Below are 23,792 nucleotides of genomic sequence, written 5' to 3'. Positions count from 1 at the left end.
ACTAAATTGTAGTTAAAGTTAAAGCAATCATCGGATCTTTGTCAGTTAATTTAAAAATTTTCTTACGAATTGATTTTCTAAGTCGTTCATTAAGTTCTCGCATGGTTGTAAATTCTTTGTTTTCTAAAATATCAAGAATAACTTCTTTAATTAAAGTGTCAATTGCCATTTGTTCGCTAGGATCAATTACCCCAACATAATTAATATGGAGCTGTCCAAGAAGTTTTTTAGTTTTAGGAGAATAAAGTGTATTAATAACAATTACCCCTTCTCTTCCAAGAGCTTCACGCTCTGCAATTACTTCACTTGAAATATCACCAACACCAAAACCATCAATAATAGTATCTCCTACTTCTTTGACTTTTCCATTAAGACTAAATAGTTTTCCATCAACAAAGTGGGCAATTTTACCATTTAACAAAATAATTGGACTAGTAGTTTTTTTAGCAAGTTTGTCGTTACTAATATAGTTAGCTGAATCAACTAAATAACGATACAGTCCTTGGGTCGGAATAAAGTGATGTGGTTTTAAAGCTAAAACTAAATTTAATAAATCTTGACGTGTTGGGCGAGCACGGAAATATTCATTTTCCATGATATCGTAAAGTTTAGGTGCAATTTTTGCAATTTCATCCAAAGTTAATGCAGCAAGCGATTCAAGTCCATTGACAGGTGGAGCGAGCATTACAATAGTATCTTTATTAGATAATTTTAAGTAAACATCTTTACCATCTGTAATTCTTAAAAATCTTAAATAAAGTCGATCAATTGAACCAGTTACTAAAACCACTGCATTTGGATGTTTATTGATGTTTTTATAATCAACAATGTTTGGTAATTTTAAATTAGAGTTAATTTTACTGATTAAATAAAGTAGCTGTGCGTAAGTTTTTCCATAAGCAACAACAGGACGATCGTGTTTGCTCGCTAGTTCTAAAACTCGTTCTAACACCGCCATTTCTTCATCGTAAGCTCCAATAATAATTCTTTGATCACCATTTGTTGTTTCAAAAGCTTCGACTAATTGTTTTGATTGATTAAATTTTGAAATTGATTCACCGGCTACATTACTTTTTCCTGCATCAGCAATTAAAGCAATTAATTCTTTGTCTTTAACGGTTTCTTTAAGAGATTCTAAACTTGTTTTTCCATAAATTCCAAGATCTCCTAAAGCAAAGTTAAAAAGAAAAAGGTAACTTCCATGCGGAGTAATAAAGTTGTACCCTAAATTACCAGGCATACTTCCTGATAAATTAATAGGATCAATTATTAAATTACCAAATTTCGTTTTTTGATTAATTACAATAATTTTGTAATTATGTTCTGAAATATTATATTTATTAAGTCTTTCGTGAATTAAAACTTTATTGAAACTCGAAGTGTAAATTTTAATTCCCGGAATTTTCATCACAAGTCACGGAAGTGCACTAAATGATTCATTTTTCACATCAGTTATAAAAATACCTTTTATTTTAGTCTTGTTTTTTTCTAAGTAACTAAAATCAGGAATTAAAGTATCAACACCATTTTGCGAGTTAATGGGAATTTTAACACCTGCATTAACTAAGAAAATCGAGTTATCAATTTCAAAAACATAACAGTTTTTTCCGTTTTCATCTTGCCCACCAAGAGCAAAAATATTAATGTTTTCCATTGTTTCTCCTTTATTAAATAGAGTAAATTATTCAAATTGAAAATTTATAAGCGTTTAATTATTTTCTATTATACCAAACTCTTAGATATTAGACTTTTTAGACTTAAAATGTTTTAAATAAAAAAGTCCAAAACGGACTAAACTGGGACACGAAAAGTGGACAAAAAGTTTAATTTACTAAAACACCTCAACACTCTTGAGGTGTTTTTCAATTTAATACTGATTGAATTCTTTCGTTGTTGTATCAAAACACAAAATCATCAATCAGTGATTTTAATTCATTAAAAGTTATTTTTGTAATATCGATTAATTTTAAACATTCTGATTTTAAAATTGAAAAGAAATATTCTGCTTCTCTATTATCTAAAGAATTTCCTACTCTACCCATTGATACAACACCATTGTTTTTCTGAATTAAATCTACATAAGTTTTTGAAGAATATTGGAAACCATGATCAGAATGAGCTATTCATTTTTTATCCATTTTGATTTTAGACATATGTTCCATTACTAGTTCTAAATCATTTCTTTTTGAAATATTATAATTAACAATAAATTTGCTTTTGTGATCAATCGCAACAGATAAAAATACAAAATTGTTTAAGCAATCTTTTGGTGCAGAAATATAAGTAACATCAGTGGCAATTATTTGGTTTGTCTCTCCGTGATAATCACGATTAACAAGATCTATAAATTTTACGTTTGTGTTCTTTTGTTCTCTGTCTATTTTCTTTCTTCTGATTAAACAAAATAAGTTTAATCTTCTCATCGCTCTACCAATAGTCCTATAATTTAGATCTATTTGGAATTTTGTTCTAATATAACTTTCCAATCTTTTTCTACCAAACAAACCCTTATTTTTCTTAAATGACTTAATTATTAATTCATCATATTTAGTATTTACAGATTTTTTTCTTGTTTGCTGCTCTTTAGTTTTTAGATTGTGAATTGTTGACTTAGATTTATTAAAGCATAGGCCCAATTTTCTTGTAGAAAGTGAAGATTTCTTAATTTTAGAAATATCAACTTCAATATTATTTCTATCAAAAGAGTCTTTATAAATTTCTAAAATTTCAATCAATTGTTCCTTAGGCATTTTTTCTCATTCCTTTTTTACAATTTCAATAGGAGTAATTTTTTGCCTTTTTGGTCTACCTGACCCTTTACCTTTTTTAGATGATTTACCTGTTTGCGATTCTATATTTATCATTCCTAAATTATATCTGTTATACTTAAAGACAAAATATTTTTTAGCCTCATTGAATTTTCTATCAAAAAAACTAAAACCTCTGATTGAATAATATTTAAGTTCAAAATCATTTTTTGATATCAAATTATTTTTGTAATCTTCATAACTATCGAATAGTTCTAATCATTCATGTGCCTTTAATTGTCTCATAATACCTCCTAAATATATAAAAACACGAAATATGGTTGTGTCCATATTTCGTGTCCTAGTTTAGACTTTTTATTCTAAACCATTTTTATTTTTAAAATTCAGTTGAAGCGGACAACCTGTAAAATCAAAAGTTGCACGCAGTTGATTTTCTAAAAACCTTTGATATGAGAAGTGTAAATATTTTTTGTTATTAACAAAAAATGTAAATGTTGGAATTTTAGCTCTTTCTTGACGAACATAATAAATATTAAGACGACCTCCGTTATATGGTTGAGCTGGTTGAATTAATTGTGATTCTAAAACTAAATTTGAGAGTAAAGAAGGTTTAATATCACGTTCTAAATTTGTTCGCACTAAATTTAAAGTATCAAAAAGCTTATTAACTCTTTGATTATATTTAGCAGAGATAAAAACGAAAGGTACTCACGGAACAAAGTGAAATTTATTTCTCATTTTCTTTTCAAATTGAGCCATTGTATTAGTTTCTTTAGCAACTAAATCTCACTTATTCACAACTACAATAATTGGTTTTTCATTATCAAGAGCATATCCTATAATTCTTGAATCAAAGTGAGAGAATTCCTCTTGAGTAGCATCAATTACAACAAGTGATAAGTCAGCAGCTGCAAGCGAATTCATTGCACGCATTAAAGCATAATGATCAACACTTTCGACCAATTTTGATTTTCGAGTGATTCCGGCTGTATCGATAACATTATATTTGCGACCATCAATTTCTAAAACTGAACTAACACTATCACGAGTTGTTCCAGCTATATCCGAAACAATTGAACGATTTTCCTTAGCAAGGTTATTTAGTAGCGAACTCTTTCCTGCATTGGGTTTTCCGATAATAGCTAAATTAAAAAGATCTTCTTTTTGAGTATCTGTAAAATCTAAATATGTTAAACATTTATCGAGAACTTCTCCAATTCCCTCACCATGAAGTGCACTAATTGGATAAATATTTTCAACCCCAAGACGGTATCAACCATAATCGAATTGTTGATTATTTTCTAATTTATTAGCAACAGCAATAATAGGTTTATTACTTTTTCTTAGTATGTTCATAATAAACATATCATCATTAGTAATTTCATTATGACCATCAAATAAGAAGATGATAACATCAGCTTCTTCAATTGCAATTTTTGCTTGAATTTGAATTTGTTCTTGAAAGGGACGATTCTCAATTTCAATTCCACCTGTGTCAATAATTTTTAATTCATGTCCTGATCAAGAAACTGTTTCATAAAGACGATCACGAGTAACTCCTGGTTGATCGTGAACAATAGAAATTTTTCTTCCGATTAAACGATTAAAAAAGGTACTTTTTCCAACATTTGGTTTTCCGATAATAGCTACTGTATTACGCATTTTAGCCTACTTTCTGATTAACTAAATCGATAATTGCTTCAATGACTTCTTCTTGATTCATTTTTGTACAATCAATTAAAACAGAATCTTCTGTTTTGTGGAGCGGATCAACTTCACGATTCATATCTTGTGCGTCACGCTTTTTAACATCGTAAAGTACTTCATTATAATCTGTTTCGAAACCTAAAATTTTATTTTGATTTCATCTGCGTCTTGCTCGTTCTTCTGGATCTGCTCATAAAAAGATCTTCACTTCTGCATGAGGCATTAATTTAAAAGTTGTATCACGACCATCAATAATAAAACCTTTGCGTTTTTTAGTCATATGTTGCACTAAATCAACAACATATGCACGCACCTCCGGAATCTTAGCAACATTTGGGGTAATTTGTGAAATATATTCAGCACGAATTTTCTTTGAAATATCTTCACCGTCAAGAAAAATTTTGTCATCACAATCTAAAGAAATCATATCAGGACGCAATGAAGCAATTACACCTTCTTTATCGATTGTTTCAATTCCTTGTTGAACAGCATTATAAGCAATTGCACGATAAACGCTTCCGCTATTAATAAAAGTATATCCTAATCTCGTTGCAATTTCATTAGCAACTGTTGATTTTCCAGCTCCAGATGGACCATCAATTGCAATATTTACCTTTCGTTTCATAATGTCTTCCTCTCAAAAAAAATATAAATAAAAACAACACTATGATTAAATGTCTAATTTATTGACAATAATTTTAGTGGTGTTATGCATATCTTGTGGTTGATTTTGTTCTTTTTTAGCACTGTTTTGGTCGACTAAAGAAAGCATTCAATCAATTGAATCGCTTTCAAATGAATATGCATCCATAAAACAACCTGCTTCTAATAAAAATTGATTTTCTAAATCTTGAAAATTACTTTGTAAAATTGATAAATCAGAATTTAAAATTGTTTTAGGATCAAGACCAATTTGATTAACTTTGACTAAATTAGCTTGATTATCAGAAGCTAAATCATCAACATTAACATATTTAGCTAGTCATTTTAATTCACCTTGAAGAGCAAGGTCATTTTTAATAGCTAACTTTTTAAGATCTTTAAAATTTGAAACTTGTCTTTCCTTGGTGAAATTCATATATGTAATTTTATAGTAAATTTTAAAAACATATAATGTTTTTGAAAACAATTTAGTTTATTTATGAAAATCAATAAAAAATCAAAAATCTTGCATTTTAACTTACTTTTGCTATAATATTAGAGCCATTAGAACAATAACCCACTAACCTGGTCAGGTCGTAATTGAAGCAGCCACATGAGGAAGTGTTGTGTCTAGTGGTTTTATAAACTTTTTAAGTTAAATATTTTTCGAAAAAAATCTCAAAAAAATAATTTTTTTAAGGTAAAATATTTAAAGAGTGGTCGCGTAGCTCAGTTGGATAGAGCATCAGCCTTCTAAGCTGGTTGTCACAGGTTCGAATCCTGTCGTGATCGCCATTTTTTTATTGCACTTTTTGAATAATTTACTAGAAAAACTTAACCCCTAAATCTAATTTAGGGGTTTTTAAATGTTATAATTTTACAAAACTAAACTATATAAATATAATTTAAATAAATTATTTTAAGGAGTCAAAATGTGACAAATGTTTAAAATGCTGCCACGAAAAACTAAGATGCAATTTCTTATTGGGATTTTTTTTGTTTTTATTTCAGTGGCACTAACAATGCTTATTCCGATTTTGATTTCTCAATTTATTCCGTTATTAATTCCTAGTCCTAAATCTGATTCAAATCAAGTGATGCTTGAAAAAATAGTTTTATTTCAGGGGGTAGTTCTTTATCAAGGACCGATTAAGCAAGTTTTAACTGTCTTAATAGTCCTCACTTTAAGTGCAATTTTAGCAGCAGCAATTACTTCGATTATTAGTATTTTAATCATTATATGAGCTGGTGAAAATGCTTCAAACTTTTATCGTGATAGACTTTTTGAAAAATATCAAAAATTAAGTTTAAAAGACATTACCAAGCTGACACCAGAGAGTTTGATTACACGAATCAATGATGATGTTGGAATTTTTTGAGATTTCTTAATTAATGCTTCAACTTCATTAATCAAAGCTCCGCTTTTTATTGTTGTTGGTTTAGTTTTCGCATTTCAAACTGATATTAATTTCGCTTGAACAATTGCATTTATCATTCCGGTTTTAATTGCTATTTTTCTTTTTATGTTTGCAAAAACCAATCCATTAATTAAGAAGAATCGTAAAAACTTAGATCAAGTTACAAAAGAGTCTGAAGAAACTATTATTGGTACAAAATTTATTCGTGCTTATAATTTACAAGAAAAACAAAAAAGCAAATTCTTTAATATCAATAATAAATGACTACAAACAGAAACTAAAACTTATAAGTTTTTATCTTTAGGAACTCCTGCTTTCTTTACAATTGTAAATCTTGTTATTGTTGCTATCTTCATTATGGCTGGTTATATTCTAAGCCAAAATCAAAATGTTGACAAACAACTTCTTGCTAAAATTAATGTTTTTGTTGAATATGAATTTATCTTAGCACTAGGGATAGTTACCTTTTCAACTTTTATTGGTGCAACTATTAAAGCTAAAATTAGTGCCAAGAGAATTACAGAAGTCTTTAATTTAGAATATGACGATTTATATGTTACTGGTGGATATAATATTACTAACAATTATGGTGAAGTTAATGATATTAAAAATTATGGTGTTGAATTTAAGAATGTTAACTTTAAGTACTTTGAAACTTCAAAAGATTATGCACTAGCAAATATTAATTTTAAAATTCAAGGCGGTCAAACTCTTGGAATTATTGGCCCAACAGGGAGTGGAAAAAGTACGCTCGTAAACCTCATTGTTAATAATATGAAATATAGTGAAGGTCAAATTTTGATTAATGGTAAAGAAGTTAAGGAAATTAATAGTAAAGATTTGCACAGTAAAGTTGCAATTGTCTATCAAGAATCACTACTTTATGCTGGTACAATTCGTTCAAATCTTCTTTTTGCAAAACCAAGTGCAACCGAGCAAGAATTAGAAAAAGCACTTAATAATGCTTGTGCTAAAAGTTTTATCCAAACTTTCCCTGATCGCTTAGAACACAAAATAGCTCAAAAAGGAAAAAATTTAAGTGGTGGACAAAAACAAAGATTAAGTATTGCTCGTAGTTTATTGATTGATCCTAAGATTTTAATACTAGATGATTCAACTAGTGCACTTGATAATATCACAACTAAAAACTTGATTAGTAATATTCAAAAAAATTACTCATGCACCACAATTATTGTGTCGCAAAAAATTAATTCAATTAAACATGCTGATCAAATTTTAGTAATGGATAAAGGTGAGATTATAGCTAGCGGAACTCATGAACAACTTCTTGAAAAATGTCAATGATATAGTGATATTTATAATAATCAATTAATGCAATAATAAGGAGGAGCACTAATGGAAAACATTGAAACAAGAGAAATTGAAAAAGAAATTTCAATTTCTCTCCAAAATAAAAAAGAACAGCATTCAAATTGAAAAGTGTTTCTCAATCTTTATCGTTATTTACTAAGAGAAAAATCTTGTTTTTACTGAGGATTATTTTTTAGTTTTCTCAATTCCGTTTTCTATATTATCGGAAGTGGTTTAATCGGTCTTGTTGTTAAAGTCTTTTTTGAACCAGTTATAGAAAGTCAAGCCAAATTTGATTTAACTAACTTTAGTATTACCATCATTCTTTTAGCTCTTGCTTTTATTCTTTATGGTATTTTTAGGTATTTGGAAAGTTATTTATATACAAAAGTAGCATTTCGTTCTGGTGCAAATTTACGAAATGAAATTATTGAAAAATTGCATAAAATGCCAATGAGTTTTTACGATAAACGCAAAACAGGTGATCTTATTTCAAGATTAATTGTTGATGTTAACAATGTTGCTAATTCTATTTTCCAAATGCTAACACAAGTTGGAACAGCGTTTTTCTCAATTGTGATTTCAATTGTTATGCTCTTTCTAGTTTCAACTAAGCTTAGTTTAATAGTAATTCCGTTAAGCTTAGTTCTCTTTGGATTAGTTGCTCTTTTAACTAAAAAATCGCAACCCTACTTTATAAAAATTCAAAGAGCCTTCGGTGATCTTAATTCATTTGTTGAAGAGATGCTTACCAATACTAAAGTTACAAATGCTTTCGATCGTCAAAAAGATATTTATAAAGAACTTCAAACAATTACTAAAAACATTAGAAACTCAGCTTATGTTGGTGATGTTATTGCGAAAAGTTTTGACACCTGATATAGCATTATTTCAAACCTAATAGTTGTTGCAATTGCTTTTATTTCTGCACTCTTTTTTACATATAAAATTAATGTTTGAGGGCTAAGTGTTTTTGGTTCTAAAAATGGAATTCCAACCCCTTCACTAATTTTAATGTATATAAGTTTATGTTGAAGCTACATTGGTCCATTTCAAAGTTTACTCGGAAGTACATTTAGCTTGCAAGTTGGAATAGCAGCTTCTAGTCGTTTGTTTGAGATTTTAGAAATACCTAACCCAGATAAATCACAAGAAACAATAACTTTAAAACAAAATCAAATTAAAGGTTTAATTGAATTTGAAAATGTTTATTTTAAATATGCACCTAACTTAAAAGAATATCAACTTAAAAACGCTTCATTTAAAGCTCTTCCTGGTCAAACAGTCGCAATCGTTGGACCCACAGGTGCTGGAAAAACTACAATCATTAGTATTTTAAGTAAATATTATGATTATAATCTCGGAAGTATTAAATTAGACGGATATGAACTTAAAAATATTCAAACCGAATCAATCCGTGATAATATGACTGTTGTCTTGCAAGATTCATTCCTCTTTAACGAAACAATCATGGATAACTTAAAATTAGCAAGACCAAGTGCTAGCGATGAAGAAATAATCGAAGCTGCTAAGCTCACAAAAGCACATCACTTTATTATGAGCATGCAAAATGGTTATAATACAATGATCGAAAATAACGGTGCAAATATTTCGCAAGGTCAAAAGCAATTACTTGCTTTAACTCGGGCAATTTTACAAAATAAATCAATTTTAATTCTTGATGAAGCAACAAGTAACATCGATTCAAGCACTGAAAAGGTGGTTCAAAAAGCAATGCTCCGTTTAATGGAAGGCAAAACATCTTTTGTTATCGCTCACCGTTTAAGTACAATAAAAAATGCAGATTTAATCATTGTTGTTGACAATGGTTTCATTATCCAAAAAGGAACTCATGAAGAACTTTTGGCTCAAAAAGGTTTCTATTACGAGTTATACCAAGCTCAATTTTCAGAAAACAGAAATTAATAAGACGGAAATATTTCCGTCTTATTAATTCTTTTTTTATATTTTGTACTTTTTTTTTTTTTTTATATAAGGAGTAAGATAATTTATGGTTAAAAATAATATTTTATTTTTAACTAGTTGTAACAAACTTAAAGTTACAACTTAATAGTTAATAAATTCTTAATAAATTTATTAACTATTTAATTAGTAATAGATGCTTAAAAATCTATTACGGAAAGGAGGTACAATGTTTGGACCAAATGACCAAAGATCTAATGTGAAAAACCCTAATAATGGATCATATGTTCACAACAATAACAATAGATCTAATCAAATGAACCCAAATAATAGAGAATATAAAGGAAGATAATTTTTTTATATTCAAAAAATAAACCCTTTAAACTGGGACACGAAATATGGACACAACCATATTTCGTGTTTTTATATATTTAGGAGGTATTATGAGACAATTAAAGGCACATGAATGATTAGAACTATTCGGTAGTTATGAAGATTACAAAAATAATTTGATATCAAAAAATGATTTTGAACTTAAATATTATTCAATCAGAGGTTTTAGTTTTTTTGATAGAAAATTCAATGAGGCTAAAAAATATTTTGTCTTCAAGTATAACAGATATAATTTAGGAATGATAAATATAGAATCGCAAACAGGTAAATCATCTAAAAAAGGTAAAGGGTCAGGTAGACCAAAAAGGCAAAAAATTACTCCTATTGAAATTGTAAAAAAGGAATGAGAAAAAATGCCTAAGGAACAATTGATTGAAATTTTAGAAATTTATAAAGACTCTTTTGATAGAAATAATATTGAAGTTGATATTTCTAAAATTAAGAAATCTTCACTTTCTACAAGAAAATTGGGCCTATGCTTTAATAAATCTAAGTCAACAATTCACAATCTAAAAACTAAAGAGCAGCAAACAAGAAAAAAATCTGTAAATACTAAATATGATGAATTAATAATTAAGTCATTTAAGAAAAATAAGGGTTTGTTTGGTAGAAAAAGATTGGAAAGTTATATTAGAACAAAATTCCAAATAGATCTAAATTATAGGACTATTGGTAGAGCGATGAGAAGATTAAACTTATTTTGTTTAATCAGAAGAAAGAAAATAGACAGAGAACAAAAGAACACAAACGTAAAATTTATAGATCTTGTTAATCGTGATTATCACGGAGAGACAAACCAAATAATTGCCACTGATGTTACTTATATTTCTGCACCAAAAGATTGCTTAAACAATTTTGTATTTTTATCTGTTGCGATTGATCACAAAAGCAAATTTGTTGTTAATTATAATATTTCAAAAAGAAATGATTTAGAACTAGTAATGGAACATATGTCTAAAATCAAAATGGATAAAAAATGAATAGCTCATTCTGATCATGGTTTCCAATATTCTTCAAAAACTTATGTAGATTTAATTCAGAAAAACAATGGTGTTGTATCAATGGGTAGAGTAGGAAATTCTTTAGATAATAGAGAAGCAGAATATTTCTTTTCAATTTTAAAATCAGAATGTTTAAAATTAATCGATATTACAAAAATAACTTTTAATGAATTAAAATCACTGATTGATGATTTTGTGTTTTGATACAACAACGAAAGAATTCAATCAGTATTAAATTGAAAAACACCTCAAGAGTGTTGAGGTGTTTTAGTAAATTAAACTTTTTGTCCACTTTTCGTGTCCCAGTTTACTTACTCAAAAGTAAGGGTTTATTTTTTAAAATATTTGCTTAAATTTGAAATTACCGCTGAGATTTATCATATGGTATTCCCGCCGCTGCTGGTCCATATGAATTCTTACTACTTACTAACATTAAAATTAAAGTTAAAGCATAAGGTAAGATGTTGAATAAGTCTTTGTATTTAACAAAATCAGCAGGGAATAAAGAAACTCCATAGAATGAAATTGCTAAAAGTAATGAGAAGAAGAATGAAACTAAAACTGATAAAGTAACTTTTCATCTTCCGGTAATCATAATTGATAACGCAATATATCCTAGACCTTGAACATCTTTGGTAATACTAAATGAAGCAATATTAGTTTGAGCATAAAGTGCACCTGAAATTCCTGCTATAAATCCTGAAATTAAAATTCCTTGTCATTTAGTTTTATTAACATTAACCCCAGCTACATCTGCTGCTTGTGGATTTTCACCGATTGCTCGAAAACGTAATCCTCATTTAGTTTTTCTTAAAGCATATCAAGAAGCAACGGTAATAATGATAGTTACAAGTAACTTAAATGAAATAATATTTTTTCATGAAGTACTTGGTCCAAGTGCAAGTTCACTTCGTCCGTTAAAGGTTAAAACAGTACCTGCATTTTGGAATTTTAAAAGAACAAGAATAAGTAAAGCAGCTACTCCTGCACTAAGTAAGTTGATTGCAAATCCAGAAATAGTTTGTTCTGATTTTAATTTAATAGTTGCAAAACCAAAAAGTAATGCAAACAGAGATGTTAAACCTCCTGCAAACAAAGTAATTCAAATTTGGTTTCACTCGCTACCACCTTGGTTACCAATTAGTTTTTGAAAAACAACACTAATTGCAATATACATCAAAGTACCAAAGACCATGAAACCATTAATTGCGATATTAACAATACCAACTCTTTCTGAGAAAATACCTGCAATTGTACCCAAAAGCAAAATACATAAGAAAAAGAAAGTATAAGATAAAACTAATTCCATTAGTATTCTCCTTTCTTATCCTTAATGAAACGACTAGAAACAACTCTTTCTACTCAATCAGAGAATAATTTTTCTTTAAGAGCTTTAAAATTAACTTTACGAGAATAAGCTTGATTTTGAAGTTTATTCTTTTTATCTTTATAAACATTTAAACCATGCTCTTCTTTTTCTTTTAAAAACTTAAATTTTTCTTTTGAAAGAAGATCGTAAAGATCAAGCATTTGTTTTTGATTAGCTTTTTGTAGATTTAAATCTTTTGTTAACTCTGAATCTTTGTTAAGTTTATTGATTAACACTAACTTTTCAGCAACTCATGTTTCATATTCTTTTTGACGAATTTTAAAAGCTCGTTTGGCTTTTTGAGTTTGTCAATAAAGTTTTCAAAGTTCTCGTTTTTCTTTAGCAATATATTTTCTATAAGAACCTCAAAGTAATTTTTTATTTTCTCAATATTCCTTATTACCTAATAAATAGAAGAATTTGATTGTACTCCGAACTGGTTTGAAAAAGTAAAACATAATCGCTAAAGCAGCCATAAAGACAATTACACCGTTAATAATTCCGAAAAATTCTGGACTAACTTTTAAATTACCATCAAGTTGTTGGAATCCTGGACGAGAATTATAAATAATTGCATATAGCATACTTGTTAAAATAACTCCAATTGGACTATTTAACGCAATTAAAGCAATTGCTATTGATTCAAATCCAATAAGAAGCGGAACTGCTTCTCCTGAATAATGACGATTAATAATAACTATGTGGAAGAAACCTGCTAAACCTGCTAAACCACCAGAAATTGCCATAACACTAATTGTTGTTAATTTTTCATTAACACCAACATATTTTGAGTTAGTTTTATTTAAACCAATCATTTTAAGTTTGTAACCCATAGTAGTTTTGGTGTAAATAAATCATAAAACAAGAGCAGTTAAAGCAAGTAGAGCAATTCCAATATTAATAAACATTTGACGTGTGTCTTTAGTTAAAGAAAGATATTCTGTCCCCTCACGAACATGAAGGAATTGATCAACCGCAGAATCATTTGGTGCAAAGAAAACACCATTAACACGTGTGAATAATCACACTCCTAAATAAGTAATAATTCAATTAAGGAAGATAGTGGAAATAACTTCGTGAACATTAAAGTAAGCTTTTAAAACTCCAGCTAATCCTCCTGTAAACATTGATACCAAGAAGAATACAAGCATCATTCCTAAAAGATAAGAATTAGAAACATTGCTTAAATTTGATCTTGAAGAAATCAAAATCGCAAAGAATACAATTCCCGGTAATTGCATTTGACCTGAAACACCGATATTAAATAATCCTGATTTAAAACCGATTGCAACAGATAATCCACTAAAACCAAAAATTACTAAATATCCTGTTAGTGAAATTATGCTATTAGTATTTGGTTCAAGACCTTCTTTAAATAAGTAAAAAATGAAAGTAAAAGGATTGGTTGCATGACGCCCTGTTCCCATTGAAGTAACTATTCAATAAAGAACGGAAGCGACAAGAAGACCGATGACTATCGCTCAAAGCGAAGCGTAAGTTTTTCGTCTTGTTTTGACACGGTCGTCAAACATAACAAAATTACGCAATTTACTCATTGTTGAGTTTGGTGCGAATGTAAGTGACATACTTCTCTTCTTCCTTTCTACTCAAAGAAAACAAAAACTTTTTGAGTATTTGTATCTTTTTTAAGATTTGTTTTAATTTCTATTTCTTTTTGTTGAGATTTATTTTTATCATCAGAATTATTAAAAGTTTCTGATTGAGATTCTTTTTGTTTGTTATGTGCCATATAAACACCAATTTCAGTTCTTGTTAAATCTTTGGCATCTTTAACAACTAAAATTTCACCACCATTAATAACTCCGATTTTATCGGCAAGAGCTAAAACTTCATCTAATTTGTAAGAAATAAGCAAGATTGCTTTCCCTTGTTTTTTCTCTTCCAAAATCTTTTCGTGAATATTTTTAATAGCACCAACATCTAAACCACGAGTAGGTTGCACAATTAAAATAAATTCATGCGGTGCATTCATCTCACGACCAACAATGAATTTTTGTTGATTTCCTCCTGATAATGAACGAGCCATAGAAAGACCTTTTCTTGCACCACGAACATCGTATTTTCTTATAATTTCATCATTTTCAAGTTTAATTTTCTTGTTTTTGAAAAAACCAAACTTTTGAAAATCAGTATCTCAAATTCTTCTTAAAATTGTATTTGATTTAATATTGTAGTCTAAAACTAAACCGTGTTTATGTCTATCTGATGGAATAAATGAAAATGCTAATTTTGAAATATCATAAACTCCATATTCAGAAATAGAAAAATATTTAGAATCTTGATTAAGATTTTTATTTTCAACACTTGTGACTGAGTAATAAATTGTTGAATTTAAAGCTATTAAAGCTACAAAAATAAATCCTAAAATCAATAAAGTTAATTTAAGAGCAAAAGCACCTAAAAAAACTATTGTTAAACTTGCAACAATAATTAATCCAAGAGCAACTATTGCACAAAGAGCTTCAAAAATAGAGATTTTTAGTAAATGAGCTTTCGGACTTACAATTAACTCACGGAAGTTTTTGTGAGAAATAAATTTTGCACCCAAAATAGCCAAGAAAGCAAGAACAAAAAGAATTAAGATCAAAATATGAATAAGCATTGTTTTTGATAAAACAAAGATTAAAGAAAGAATGAACCCAAGACTAGCTAAAGCAATTGCTAGATAATTACAGCTTTTAAATAAATAAAAACCTTTCTTTCCTAATTTAGCTTCATACTTTTCTTTTCCATCAGGAATTTTCTTAAAAATTTTGGTAAAGTGGAATTTTAAGTTGAGAGCAATAACTGAAAATAGTAAACCAAAAAATAATGAACTTCCAGCAAAAACATTCAAAATAGCTTGAATATCAGGTTTATTTGATTTAACAACAAAGAAAATGATTCCTAAAACAAATAATAAAAGACTTAAACTTAACAATGTAAAAAATGTTTTTGTCTTGGTTTTTTGTAATAATTTAACTCTTTCTGTAATTAAAGGAGTTTTACGATAATTAATTTCTCCTGCAATTAATGGTTTCATTCCGCTTATTGCATATTCTAAATCTCTCTGACCATTTCCTTCTACTCCGGCAATGGCCACAATCTCTCCTGCTCTTACTTCTAGTGAAAGATTTTTAATTCTTTTTTCACCGCTAGTAGATGCATTTTTAATTTCTAAAATAACTTCATTGTTTGAAGTATCTGTATATTCATTACGAACAACTTCAACTTCTCCTCCGACCATTTTTTCAGCCATTTCTTGAATTGATACATCTTTAACAGAAAAGTTACCCATAACTTTTCCATGACGAATAACTGTTGCATTATCAGCAACTTCTTTAATTTCTGCTAATTTATGTGAGATAAAAAGAATTGTTTTTCCTTGTTCTTTGAAAAGCTTAAAGGTTTCAAGAAGTCCTTGAATTTCTTCATCGGTTAAAACAGCTGTGGGCTCATCAAAAATCAAAATTTCTGAATCACGATAAAGCATTTTCATAATTTCAACTTTTTGTTGGGTTGCAACAGTTTCTTTCCCTGTCATTCGATTTAAGTCGAAATTTAAATTAAATGCTTCTTGAATTGTTTTAATTTTTTGAATAGCCGGTTTATAATCGATTGCTTTTGTGACTGAATTTACATCTTCGTCACCTAAAATAATATTTTGTAAATTAGTATAAACATCAACAAGTTTAAAGTGTTGGTGAACCATACCAATCCCCAAATTATTAGCATCATTAGGTCCTTTAATTAAAACTTCTTTATCATTAACTTTAATTGTTCCTTTATCAGGTTGATAAAGACCAAAAAGGATTGACATTAAGGTACTTTTTCCTGCCCCATTTTCACCAATTAAAGCATGAATTGTTCCTTTTTCGACCTCGAAACTAATATCTTGATTAGCTTTAATTTCACCAAAATACTTGCAAATATCAATAAATTCTATAGCATTTTGTTTTTTCATAATTTTTCTTTCTTTTTTGTAATTAATAAAACAAAAACAAATAAATTAAAATTATTTGTTTTGTCTTTATCTAGTAATTAATTATTAATTTTTTCAAGAAGTTTGTTTAAGAAATCTTGATATGATAATTTTTTACCATCTAAAACATCTGATCTTAAAGCTTCTTTTTGTTCTGGTGTTAATGCATCAAATTGTGTTTTAGCAAGAGCTAAAGCATCGTTCATAAGTTTAGCTTTTGCAGGATCTTTTAAGTGTGAAGTTGTATAACCAACTCAGTTTTCTGCAATACCTTTGTCAAGCACGATAGATGTTTTATTTTCCCCAAGAAGATGTTTAGGATCGATATTGTAAACTGTTGCTAAAATAATGTCATAAACAGCTTGACTAATGTGTTTTGTAATACTTGTAAGGAATTTTCCATGTTCTGGTGATGTAGAACTATATCCATTTGCTTGATCTACGTCAACACAAATAACAGCTGTATTTGCATAATCACTAGTTTGCATTTTTGTTAAAGCAACGTTAACAGCAGGTCCTGCAACTGGTAAAAGAACTTTAGGGAAAAAGCTTTTTCCATTAACTGAAACTTTTCCTAATGATTCAATTACAGAGTTTTCTAATTTGTTACTTGGTTCAAACCCTGTATCTAACGGAACTCTATTTAAGTTTTTGTTAATCATTGATTTAAGTGTAGGATTTTCTTTATTTCATTCTTGAACACCAAGCATAAATCCTCTATTAAAATCAACTACACCTTGGTATGCTCCTCCACCAAAGGTTGAAATTTGTCTTTCATTTGCATTGTTAGCAAAAACTTGTGATAAATAATTACCTGTTGCTTTACCAACGATTCAAGCAGATTCTTGAATTTTGAATGTTGCTGAATAAACATATTTATAAATTGATGGATCAAGTGAAAAGTCAATACAAATTAAAATGATTTTCTTTGCTTCCATTTCTTTTCTATTACTTTGAATAAATTTACTAATTGGGTTTCCGTGTTCAAATCCTGAAAGAACTCAAACATTTTTTCCTTTATTTAAGGCTGTACTATATTGTTCTTCAAAGTTTGATGAATTTGGTTTTGTGTGAGAAATAGCAATTTTATTTTGCATTACATCTTCAACTGCAAGAATTCCTTCAAGTGAAGATTGGTTAAATGATTTATCATCATAGTTCCCTGTATCTGTAATTAAAATAATGTTAGGGAATCAATCTAAGTTTAAAGAGTAGTTTAATTCTGAACTTCTTTCAACTTCTGTTACTCTTTGCATATTTGAGTATGCACTCTTGTAATTTGCATCTTTTTTAATATCTTTTGTATCTTTTGGTAATGTTTCTTCATTTGAACAAGCACCTGCAACAAATGGTAAAGTAGCAATTGTAGCAGCAGAACATGTTAATAATAATTTAAATAATTTTTTCATATATAAGCTCCTTATTCCTGATTTTTTCTTCACTTAAATTATAGTTTTATAGTTTTTTTAGAGCGTAAGCTCAAAAAACCTCATTTTTTTGATTAAATTGTGTAATTATTCCATAAAATTTCCATAATTTGATTTAGCTTCTTGACTATACAATAACAAAATCAACTATTTTATAGTTGATTTTGTTATCTTAATTAAAAACTAAAAAACGAAGAAAAACAGAAATAATCATAATTAAAGCTCCAAGTATAGTCATACTATATTTTAAAAACTTTTTAACACCACGTTCTTTTGATTGTCTAAATAACTCTAAGTCATTTGAACCAACCAATGCTCCTGAAAAACCATTTGAATCAGGTGACATTAAAAATGAAATGAAAATTGTAAAAAAACCGACAACAATTAAAATTGTTAAAATTGCTCGAATCATGTTTGCTCCTTATAAGTCTTGCTTAAATAATATCATAAATTTATGATTCTGTATTCTTTAAAAATTGAGATAAATAATGAGCCACTGCACTTTGATCACAGCTAAGCTCTAAAATTTCATCAGCTTGGTTTTTTAAATCAGGGTGTGCATTTGCGACCGCAATTAACTTTCCAATTTTTCCTTTTGTTGATGCATCATTTAATGAATCACCAATATGGATTGCTCTTTGAGGATCTAAATTTAAATAATTGCAAAGTCAAAGCTCAGCAGTTCCTTTTGAAATGTTTAGTGGGGTGATTTCTAAAATGTTATTTGAATCTCCCGCTAAAGTAATTTCGAGTTTATCTTGAAATTTTGCTTTTAATACAGGAAAAAGTTTTTGTAAGCGTTTTGATGAGTAAGGATTTTGATTTCAAACCATAACTTTTTGGACTTCAAAATCATTAGTATATTGACTATATTTTTTAGCAGTTTTGTTACCCATTCCCATAAATTTTTTACTAAGTCAGTTACTTGAAAAAGCATATTCACGTGGATTGGAATTGTAAACAAAATTTAATTTATAAGATGCTAAGGTTTCAAAAAGTTCCTCAGCTATATCACTTGGTACTGTGGCACGATAAATTTTTTCACCTTGATAAATAATTTCAGCCCCATTTCAAGTTATATATGTGTCAATTCCCATCATTTTTGCAAGTCGTGCTGTATTGACATTAGCACTTCGACCTGTTGCAATTACAATTGGAAATAACTCAGAATTAACCTTGTTTAAAATTTCACAGGTAAATGGTGTTGGGTTTTTAGTATATCAATTTGCAGCTGGTCCATCTAATGTTGTTCCATCTAAATCTAAAAATACAATTGAAGGTTGTGTCATTTTACTCCTATTTAATAAAAAATTATAGTAACTTAGTTACTACAATTTTATTCACAATTAAGCTTGATTTAATTTATTAAATTTAATTGCACGCTCAACAGCTTTATCTTTAGCTTTATTTTCCATACTTAAAGCTTCTAAAATTGGAACTCCCACAATATCGTTATTAATAATTCCGATTGCAAGACCACTTTTTCCGGCAAGTAAATATTCAACAGCTTTCATTCCCATTAAAGTTGCAAGAATTCTTTCTTGAGCTGTCGGATTTCCTCCACGTTGAATATGGTTTAAAGGATTGCTACGTGTATCTCAACCTGTTGCAGCTTGAACTTTTTTAGCTAAGTCATCAATTTTGTAGCATTTTTCAGAAACAACAATAATAACGCTTCTACGTCCTTTTTGTTTTGTAAGTTCTACTGCTTGATTAATAATTTGTTCTTCACTTAAAAGATATTGACTAGTAGCAATAATTTCAGCACCAGTTGCAAGTCCTGAGTAAAGTGCTAAATCTCCACACATATTACCCATAACTTCTACAATCATAATTCTTTGGTGACTTTTTGCTGTATCTCTAATTTTATCAATTGCTTCTGTAATTGTGTTTAAAGCTGTATCGTATCCAATTGTATAATCACTTGAAGCAATATCGTTATCAATTGTCCCTGGTAATCCAATAGTTTTTACACCAATTTCGTGTAATAACTGAGCACCTTTATAACTTCCATCTCCCCCAACTACTACTAAAGCTTCAATTCCTCTTTCTTTTAAGTTGTTAGCAGCCACTTGTCTGATTTCTGGATTTTTAAATTCCGGAAAACGAGCAGAATAAATAAATGTTCCACCTTGATTTAAGTAAGAATCAACATCAATATCTTTAGCACTTACTAAATTGTTGTTGTATAAACCTTTATATCCTTCATAAACCAAAAAGGCTTCAAGACCATTTGCGTGAGCTTGTTTTACAACTGCACGAACAGCATTATTCATACCTGGAGCATCACCGCCAGATGTTAAAATTGCAATTTTTCTCATTTTTATAATATCTCCTTAATTTCTATCTAAAATTATCAATTAAATTCTTTAATAAACATACAACTGTCATTGGTCCAACTCCACCTGGAACTGGTGTTATTGCTGAAACTTTATCTTTAACATCGTCAAAATCAACATCACCACAAAGTTCATCAGTAACTTTGTCATCTAAGTTTGTTCCAACATCAATAACAATTGCACCTTCTTTTAAGTTTTCGGCTTTAACATATTTTGCAACTCCGATTGCAACAATGACAATATCAGCGTTTTCAATTCCTTTAATTCCTGTATTTTCATCATATGTAGCAACTGTTGCATCTTTTCTTTTAATAATGTGTGCTAGTGGTTTTCCAACTAAATGACTACGACCCACAACTGCAACTCTTTTATCTTTGACTTCAATGTTATAGTGATCCATAAGTTCTAAAACAGCACGTGCTGTTGCTGGGACAAAATGTTTTTCACCATTATCATTGTAAAGTTTAAATTCATTTTTAGTACTAAGTCCATCAACATCTTTATTGTATGGAACTGCATCTAAAATAACTTGTTTCGGAATGTGTGTTGGAAGTGGCAATTGAATAATTACACCATCTGCATATTCATTAATATCATCTAATTTTTTAATAAACGATCTTGAGAAATATTTTCCCTAAATTTATGCACAGCAACTTCAATTCCTACTTCTTCACATTTCTTTCTTTTTTGTTCAACATATTTAGTTGAAGCAGGATTATCACCAACTTGAATAATTGCTAATCTTGGTTGACGAGATAATTCAAGATCAATTAAATCTTGTTTAAGTTGTGCTAATTCTTTTTTAGCTAATTCTTTTCCACTTAATATTTGCATTTTAATTCCTCCATGTATTTCTCAAGATCTTCTTCATATTTTGCTAATTTTGTTTGTTCAATCTCGATTTTTTCACGTGGTGCTTTTTGAATAAAATTAGCATTGCTTAAAATCTTACTTGCACGAGCAATTTCAGATTTTACGAATTCAATTTTTTCAAGAAGCAATTTCTTGTTTTGTTCTTTTTGAGCTTCATCAATTAAAACATAAAGATTATTATTTGTTAAAGTTATTAAATAATCTTTATTTTCTTTTAATTCAGAAAAAGCTAAACGATTAATAGCATTAATAGTGGTTTGATCAATTTCTTTTTCTAAATAGTAGAATAATGTTTCTTTTTTAGAAATTTTATTATCTTCACGATATTTACGTAACTCTGTAACAACTTCAATAATATTATCAATTGATGAAGTATCTATCTGTGAAGCAATTGCTGGTCAATCTTGTTCTAATAATTCTTCATTAAAGACACTGCTAAAAATTCGATCTGTCACAAATGGCATGAATGGATGAAGTACAATTAATGTTTTTCTTAAAACTAATAAAGCTCCTTGTTTTGAAGGGTGTGTTTTAAGAAGTTCAACATATCATCCACTTAATTCATTAAAAATGTAACGATAAATTTCTGTACCAATAACAGCAAAATCATAAGTTTCCATTGAATTATGAATTTTAGAAGTTAATTGATCTAATTTGTTTAAAATTCAGTGATCAACAAGTGTTAATTCAGAAGTTCCTTCTTCTGGCATGTCATTAATATATTTTGCTATATTTCATAATTTGTTAATAACTCTTCAAGCTGATTCAACTTTATCACTTGAAAAACGAATATCAAGTCCAGGTGTCGTATTTGTAATTAAAAATCAACGCAATGAATCAGATCCATAAAGATCAATCATATCCATCGGATCAACACCATTGTTTAATGACTTAGACATTTTCCGTCCTTGTGAATCACGAATTAAACCATGTAGTAATAAATTATCAAATGGTTTTTCTTGCATGAATTCTAAACCAAAGAAATACATTCTAGCAACTCAAAAGAAAATAATATCATATCCTGTAACTAAAAGACTATAAGGGTAATAGCGTTCTAAATTCGGATTAGTATTTGGTCAATCTAAAAATGTAAATGGAGCAATTCCTGAGCTAAATCATGTATCTAAAACATCAGGATCTTGTACTCATCCTTCACCCGGTGATTCAATTTGAACTTTAATATTCCCTTCACTATCATATCAAGCAGGAATTCTATGTCCTCATCAAAGTTGTCTTGAAATTGTTCAATCATGAACTTTATCCATTCATTGTTCTAAAGTTGCTTTAAAGCGTTTAGGGAAAAACTTCACACTATCTTCTGAGTTTAAGTTATCTAAAATTAAATCTCTAAAATGATCCATTTTTACAAATCACTGCGGTAAAACAAGTGTTTCGACAACTGTTTTTGAACGATCGCTAACTGCTACATTCGAAATTGTAGTTTCAACTTTTTCGATAAAACCATTTTGAGCTAAATAATTACCAATTGCTTCTCTTGCTGCAAAACGTTCTAAACCATGGAAAATGCTGTCTGGAGCATTAATGAACCCGTTTTTATCAATTGTTTCAATAATTTCATAACCCAATTTTTGGATAATTTCAATATCTGCTTCTGCATGGGCACTTAATTTCATTAATCCTGTCCCAAATTCGGGATCTACATATTCATCACTAATAATTGGTAATTCACGTTTAGTGATTGGGTGAATTGCGAATTTTCCATCTAAATCAAGATAACGAGAATCATTTGGTGCATGAACAATTGCAACATCACTTAATAAAGTTTCTGTTCGAACTGTCGCAATAGTAAGATGTTGGTTTGAATCTTTAATTGGGTATTTGATGTAATACATTTTTTGTTCTGTTGGTTCATTATTAACCTCAATATTTGATAAAGCTGTTTGTAATTGAATATCTCAATTAATTGCTCTGACACCTTTATAAATAAAACCTTTATTATAAAGATCGACAAAGACTTTCAAAACGGCCTCATTAGCTTTTTGATCCAAAGTAAATCTTTCAAATTGATAATCAAGAGCAAGCCCTAATTTAGATCATTGCTTTCTAAATAAACCTGCATATTCATCTTTTCACTCTCAAATTTTTTCTAAAAATTTTTCACGTCCTAAATCATGACGATTTAAACCTTCATTTTTCACAAGTTCACTTTCAACTTTACTTTGAGTTGCAATTCCAGCATGATCCATGCCCGGAAGTCATAAAACATCATAACCCATTAATTTTTTATAACGAATAATTGTGTCTGGAATGTAAGAATCAAGAGCATGTCCTAAATGAAGTTTCCCTGTAACATTAGGTGGTGGAAGCAAAATAGAAAATGGTTTCTTTTTGACATCATGAGTCATAAAGTAACCTTTTTCTTGCCACTTTTGATCGAGCCCTTGCTCGACAATTTTATGATCATATGTTTTGTTCATAGCAACCTCCTTATTATTTATCTTTTGAATTAAAAAAATATTATTTTCTAGTTATTTAAATTATAAATTATTTCACAAAAAATGAAAAAGTAGTATAGAGCTAGAATTAAGCAATTAAAAAAATTTTATTTAAAATAATAATTTAAATATCACTCAACTAGTTCTAAAAAATTAATTTATTTTTAATATAATTAAATAACT

General features: G+C 28.8%; 17 protein-coding genes, 1 tRNA gene, 1 other RNA gene and 1 pseudogene. 6 read left to right on the top strand and 14 right to left on the bottom strand.

Annotated elements, in window-relative coordinates:
• Position 1: 1 nt before the first annotated feature.
• The 5 genes from EXC53_RS00845 to EXC53_RS00825 form a co-directional block, all read right to left on the bottom strand.
• Complete coding sequence (locus tag EXC53_RS00845; protein WP_119572085.1) at positions 2-1,654, bottom strand: ribonuclease J; 1,653 nt, start codon at positions 1,652-1,654, stop codon at positions 2-4.
• Positions 1,655-1,823: 169 nt separating this feature from the next.
• Complete coding sequence (locus tag EXC53_RS00840; protein WP_129724551.1) at positions 1,824-3,098, bottom strand: IS3 family transposase; 1,275 nt, start codon at positions 3,096-3,098, stop codon at positions 1,824-1,826.
• A 24-nt stretch (positions 3,099-3,122) separates the two neighbouring features.
• Positions 3,123-4,430, bottom strand: a complete 1,308-nt coding sequence (der, locus tag EXC53_RS00835) for a ribosome biogenesis GTPase Der (protein ID WP_119572228.1) — start codon at positions 4,428-4,430, stop codon at positions 3,123-3,125.
• 1 nt (position 4,431) lies between these two features.
• Complete coding sequence (cmk, locus tag EXC53_RS00830; RefSeq protein WP_119572227.1) at positions 4,432-5,100, bottom strand: (d)CMP kinase; 669 nt, start codon at positions 5,098-5,100, stop codon at positions 4,432-4,434.
• A gap of 45 nt (positions 5,101-5,145) precedes the next feature.
• Positions 5,146-5,553 carry a hypothetical protein gene (locus tag EXC53_RS00825; protein WP_129724549.1) on the bottom strand — a complete coding sequence of 136 codons (408 nt, stop codon included), beginning with the start codon at positions 5,551-5,553 and terminating at the stop codon, positions 5,146-5,148.
• 117 nt (positions 5,554-5,670) lie between these two features.
• On the opposite strand from EXC53_RS00825, the gene ffs reads away from it, so the two are divergent.
• The 6 genes from ffs to EXC53_RS00800 all read left to right on the top strand — a co-directional run bounded on the left by ffs (position 5,671) and on the right by EXC53_RS00800 (position 11,442).
• Positions 5,671-5,767, top strand: an RNA gene (gene ffs / locus EXC53_RS00820) — signal recognition particle sRNA small type.
• Positions 5,768-5,835: 68 nt separating this feature from the next.
• Positions 5,836-5,912, top strand: a tRNA-Arg gene (locus EXC53_RS00815).
• A gap of 146 nt (positions 5,913-6,058) precedes the next feature.
• Positions 6,059-7,876: an ABC transporter ATP-binding protein gene (locus tag EXC53_RS00810; protein WP_223214499.1), complete on the top strand. Its 1,818-nt coding sequence runs from the start codon at positions 6,059-6,061 to the stop codon at positions 7,874-7,876.
• Between the two features lie 15 nt (positions 7,877-7,891).
• Positions 7,892-9,772, top strand: a complete 1,881-nt coding sequence (locus EXC53_RS00805) for an ABC transporter ATP-binding protein (protein WP_119572224.1) — start codon at positions 7,892-7,894, stop codon at positions 9,770-9,772.
• Positions 9,773-9,998: 226 nt separating this feature from the next.
• The gene (locus EXC53_RS04325; RefSeq protein WP_268926793.1) at positions 9,999-10,121 is read left to right on the top strand and encodes a hypothetical protein; all 123 of its coding nucleotides are present in this window, start codon (positions 9,999-10,001) and stop codon (positions 10,119-10,121) included.
• A gap of 46 nt (positions 10,122-10,167) precedes the next feature.
• Entirely contained in the window at positions 10,168-11,442 is a 1,275-nt protein-coding gene (locus EXC53_RS00800; protein ID WP_129724547.1) for an IS3 family transposase, read from the top strand.
• 82 nt (positions 11,443-11,524) lie between these two features.
• On the opposite strand, the gene EXC53_RS00795 is transcribed toward EXC53_RS00800, so the two are convergent.
• From EXC53_RS00795 to EXC53_RS00755, 9 genes and pseudogenes are all read right to left on the bottom strand, one after another.
• The gene (locus tag EXC53_RS00795; RefSeq protein ID WP_119572062.1) at positions 11,525-12,472 is read right to left on the bottom strand and encodes an ABC transporter permease; all 948 of its coding nucleotides are present in this window, start codon (positions 12,470-12,472) and stop codon (positions 11,525-11,527) included.
• The gene (locus EXC53_RS00790; RefSeq protein ID WP_119572061.1) at positions 12,472-14,118 is read right to left on the bottom strand and encodes an ABC transporter permease; all 1,647 of its coding nucleotides are present in this window, start codon (positions 14,116-14,118) and stop codon (positions 12,472-12,474) included. The genes EXC53_RS00795 and EXC53_RS00790 overlap by 1 nt, the downstream gene beginning before the upstream one ends.
• 17 nt (positions 14,119-14,135) lie before the next feature.
• Positions 14,136-16,496 carry an ABC transporter ATP-binding protein gene (locus tag EXC53_RS00785; RefSeq protein ID WP_119572060.1) on the bottom strand — a complete coding sequence of 787 codons (2,361 nt, stop codon included), beginning with the start codon at positions 16,494-16,496 and terminating at the stop codon, positions 14,136-14,138.
• A 77-nt stretch (positions 16,497-16,573) separates the two neighbouring features.
• Positions 16,574-17,923 (bottom strand): BMP family ABC transporter substrate-binding protein, encoded by a 1,350-nt coding sequence (locus EXC53_RS00780; RefSeq protein WP_119572059.1) that lies wholly within the window; start codon positions 17,921-17,923, stop codon positions 16,574-16,576.
• Between the two features lie 190 nt (positions 17,924-18,113).
• The gene (gene secG / locus EXC53_RS00775; RefSeq protein WP_119572058.1) at positions 18,114-18,353 is read right to left on the bottom strand and encodes a preprotein translocase subunit SecG; all 240 of its coding nucleotides are present in this window, start codon (positions 18,351-18,353) and stop codon (positions 18,114-18,116) included.
• 40 nt (positions 18,354-18,393) lie between these two features.
• Complete coding sequence (locus EXC53_RS00770; RefSeq protein WP_119572057.1) at positions 18,394-19,230, bottom strand: HAD-IIB family hydrolase; 837 nt, start codon at positions 19,228-19,230, stop codon at positions 18,394-18,396.
• Positions 19,231-19,287: 57 nt separating this feature from the next.
• Positions 19,288-20,262 carry a 6-phosphofructokinase gene (gene pfkA / locus EXC53_RS00765; RefSeq protein ID WP_119572056.1) on the bottom strand — a complete coding sequence of 325 codons (975 nt, stop codon included), beginning with the start codon at positions 20,260-20,262 and terminating at the stop codon, positions 19,288-19,290.
• 22 nt (positions 20,263-20,284) lie between these two features.
• Positions 20,285-21,114, bottom strand: a pseudogene (locus tag EXC53_RS00760) (bifunctional 5,10-methylenetetrahydrofolate dehydrogenase/5,10-methenyltetrahydrofolate cyclohydrolase).
• Positions 21,102-23,591 (bottom strand): valine--tRNA ligase, encoded by a 2,490-nt coding sequence (locus tag EXC53_RS00755; RefSeq protein ID WP_119572054.1) that lies wholly within the window; start codon positions 23,589-23,591, stop codon positions 21,102-21,104. The pseudogene EXC53_RS00760 and the gene EXC53_RS00755 overlap by 13 nt, the downstream one beginning before the upstream one ends.
• Positions 23,592-23,792: the final 201 nt, after the last annotated feature.

Origin of the sequence: Mycoplasmopsis gallopavonis (assembly GCF_900660635.1) — a bacterium.
Lineage (GTDB): Bacteria > Bacillota_I > Bacilli_A > Mycoplasmatales > Metamycoplasmataceae > Mycoplasmopsis > Mycoplasmopsis gallopavonis.
The sequence above is the reverse complement of the archived record's forward strand: the minus strand, read 5'-3'. Positions and strand labels throughout refer to the sequence as shown.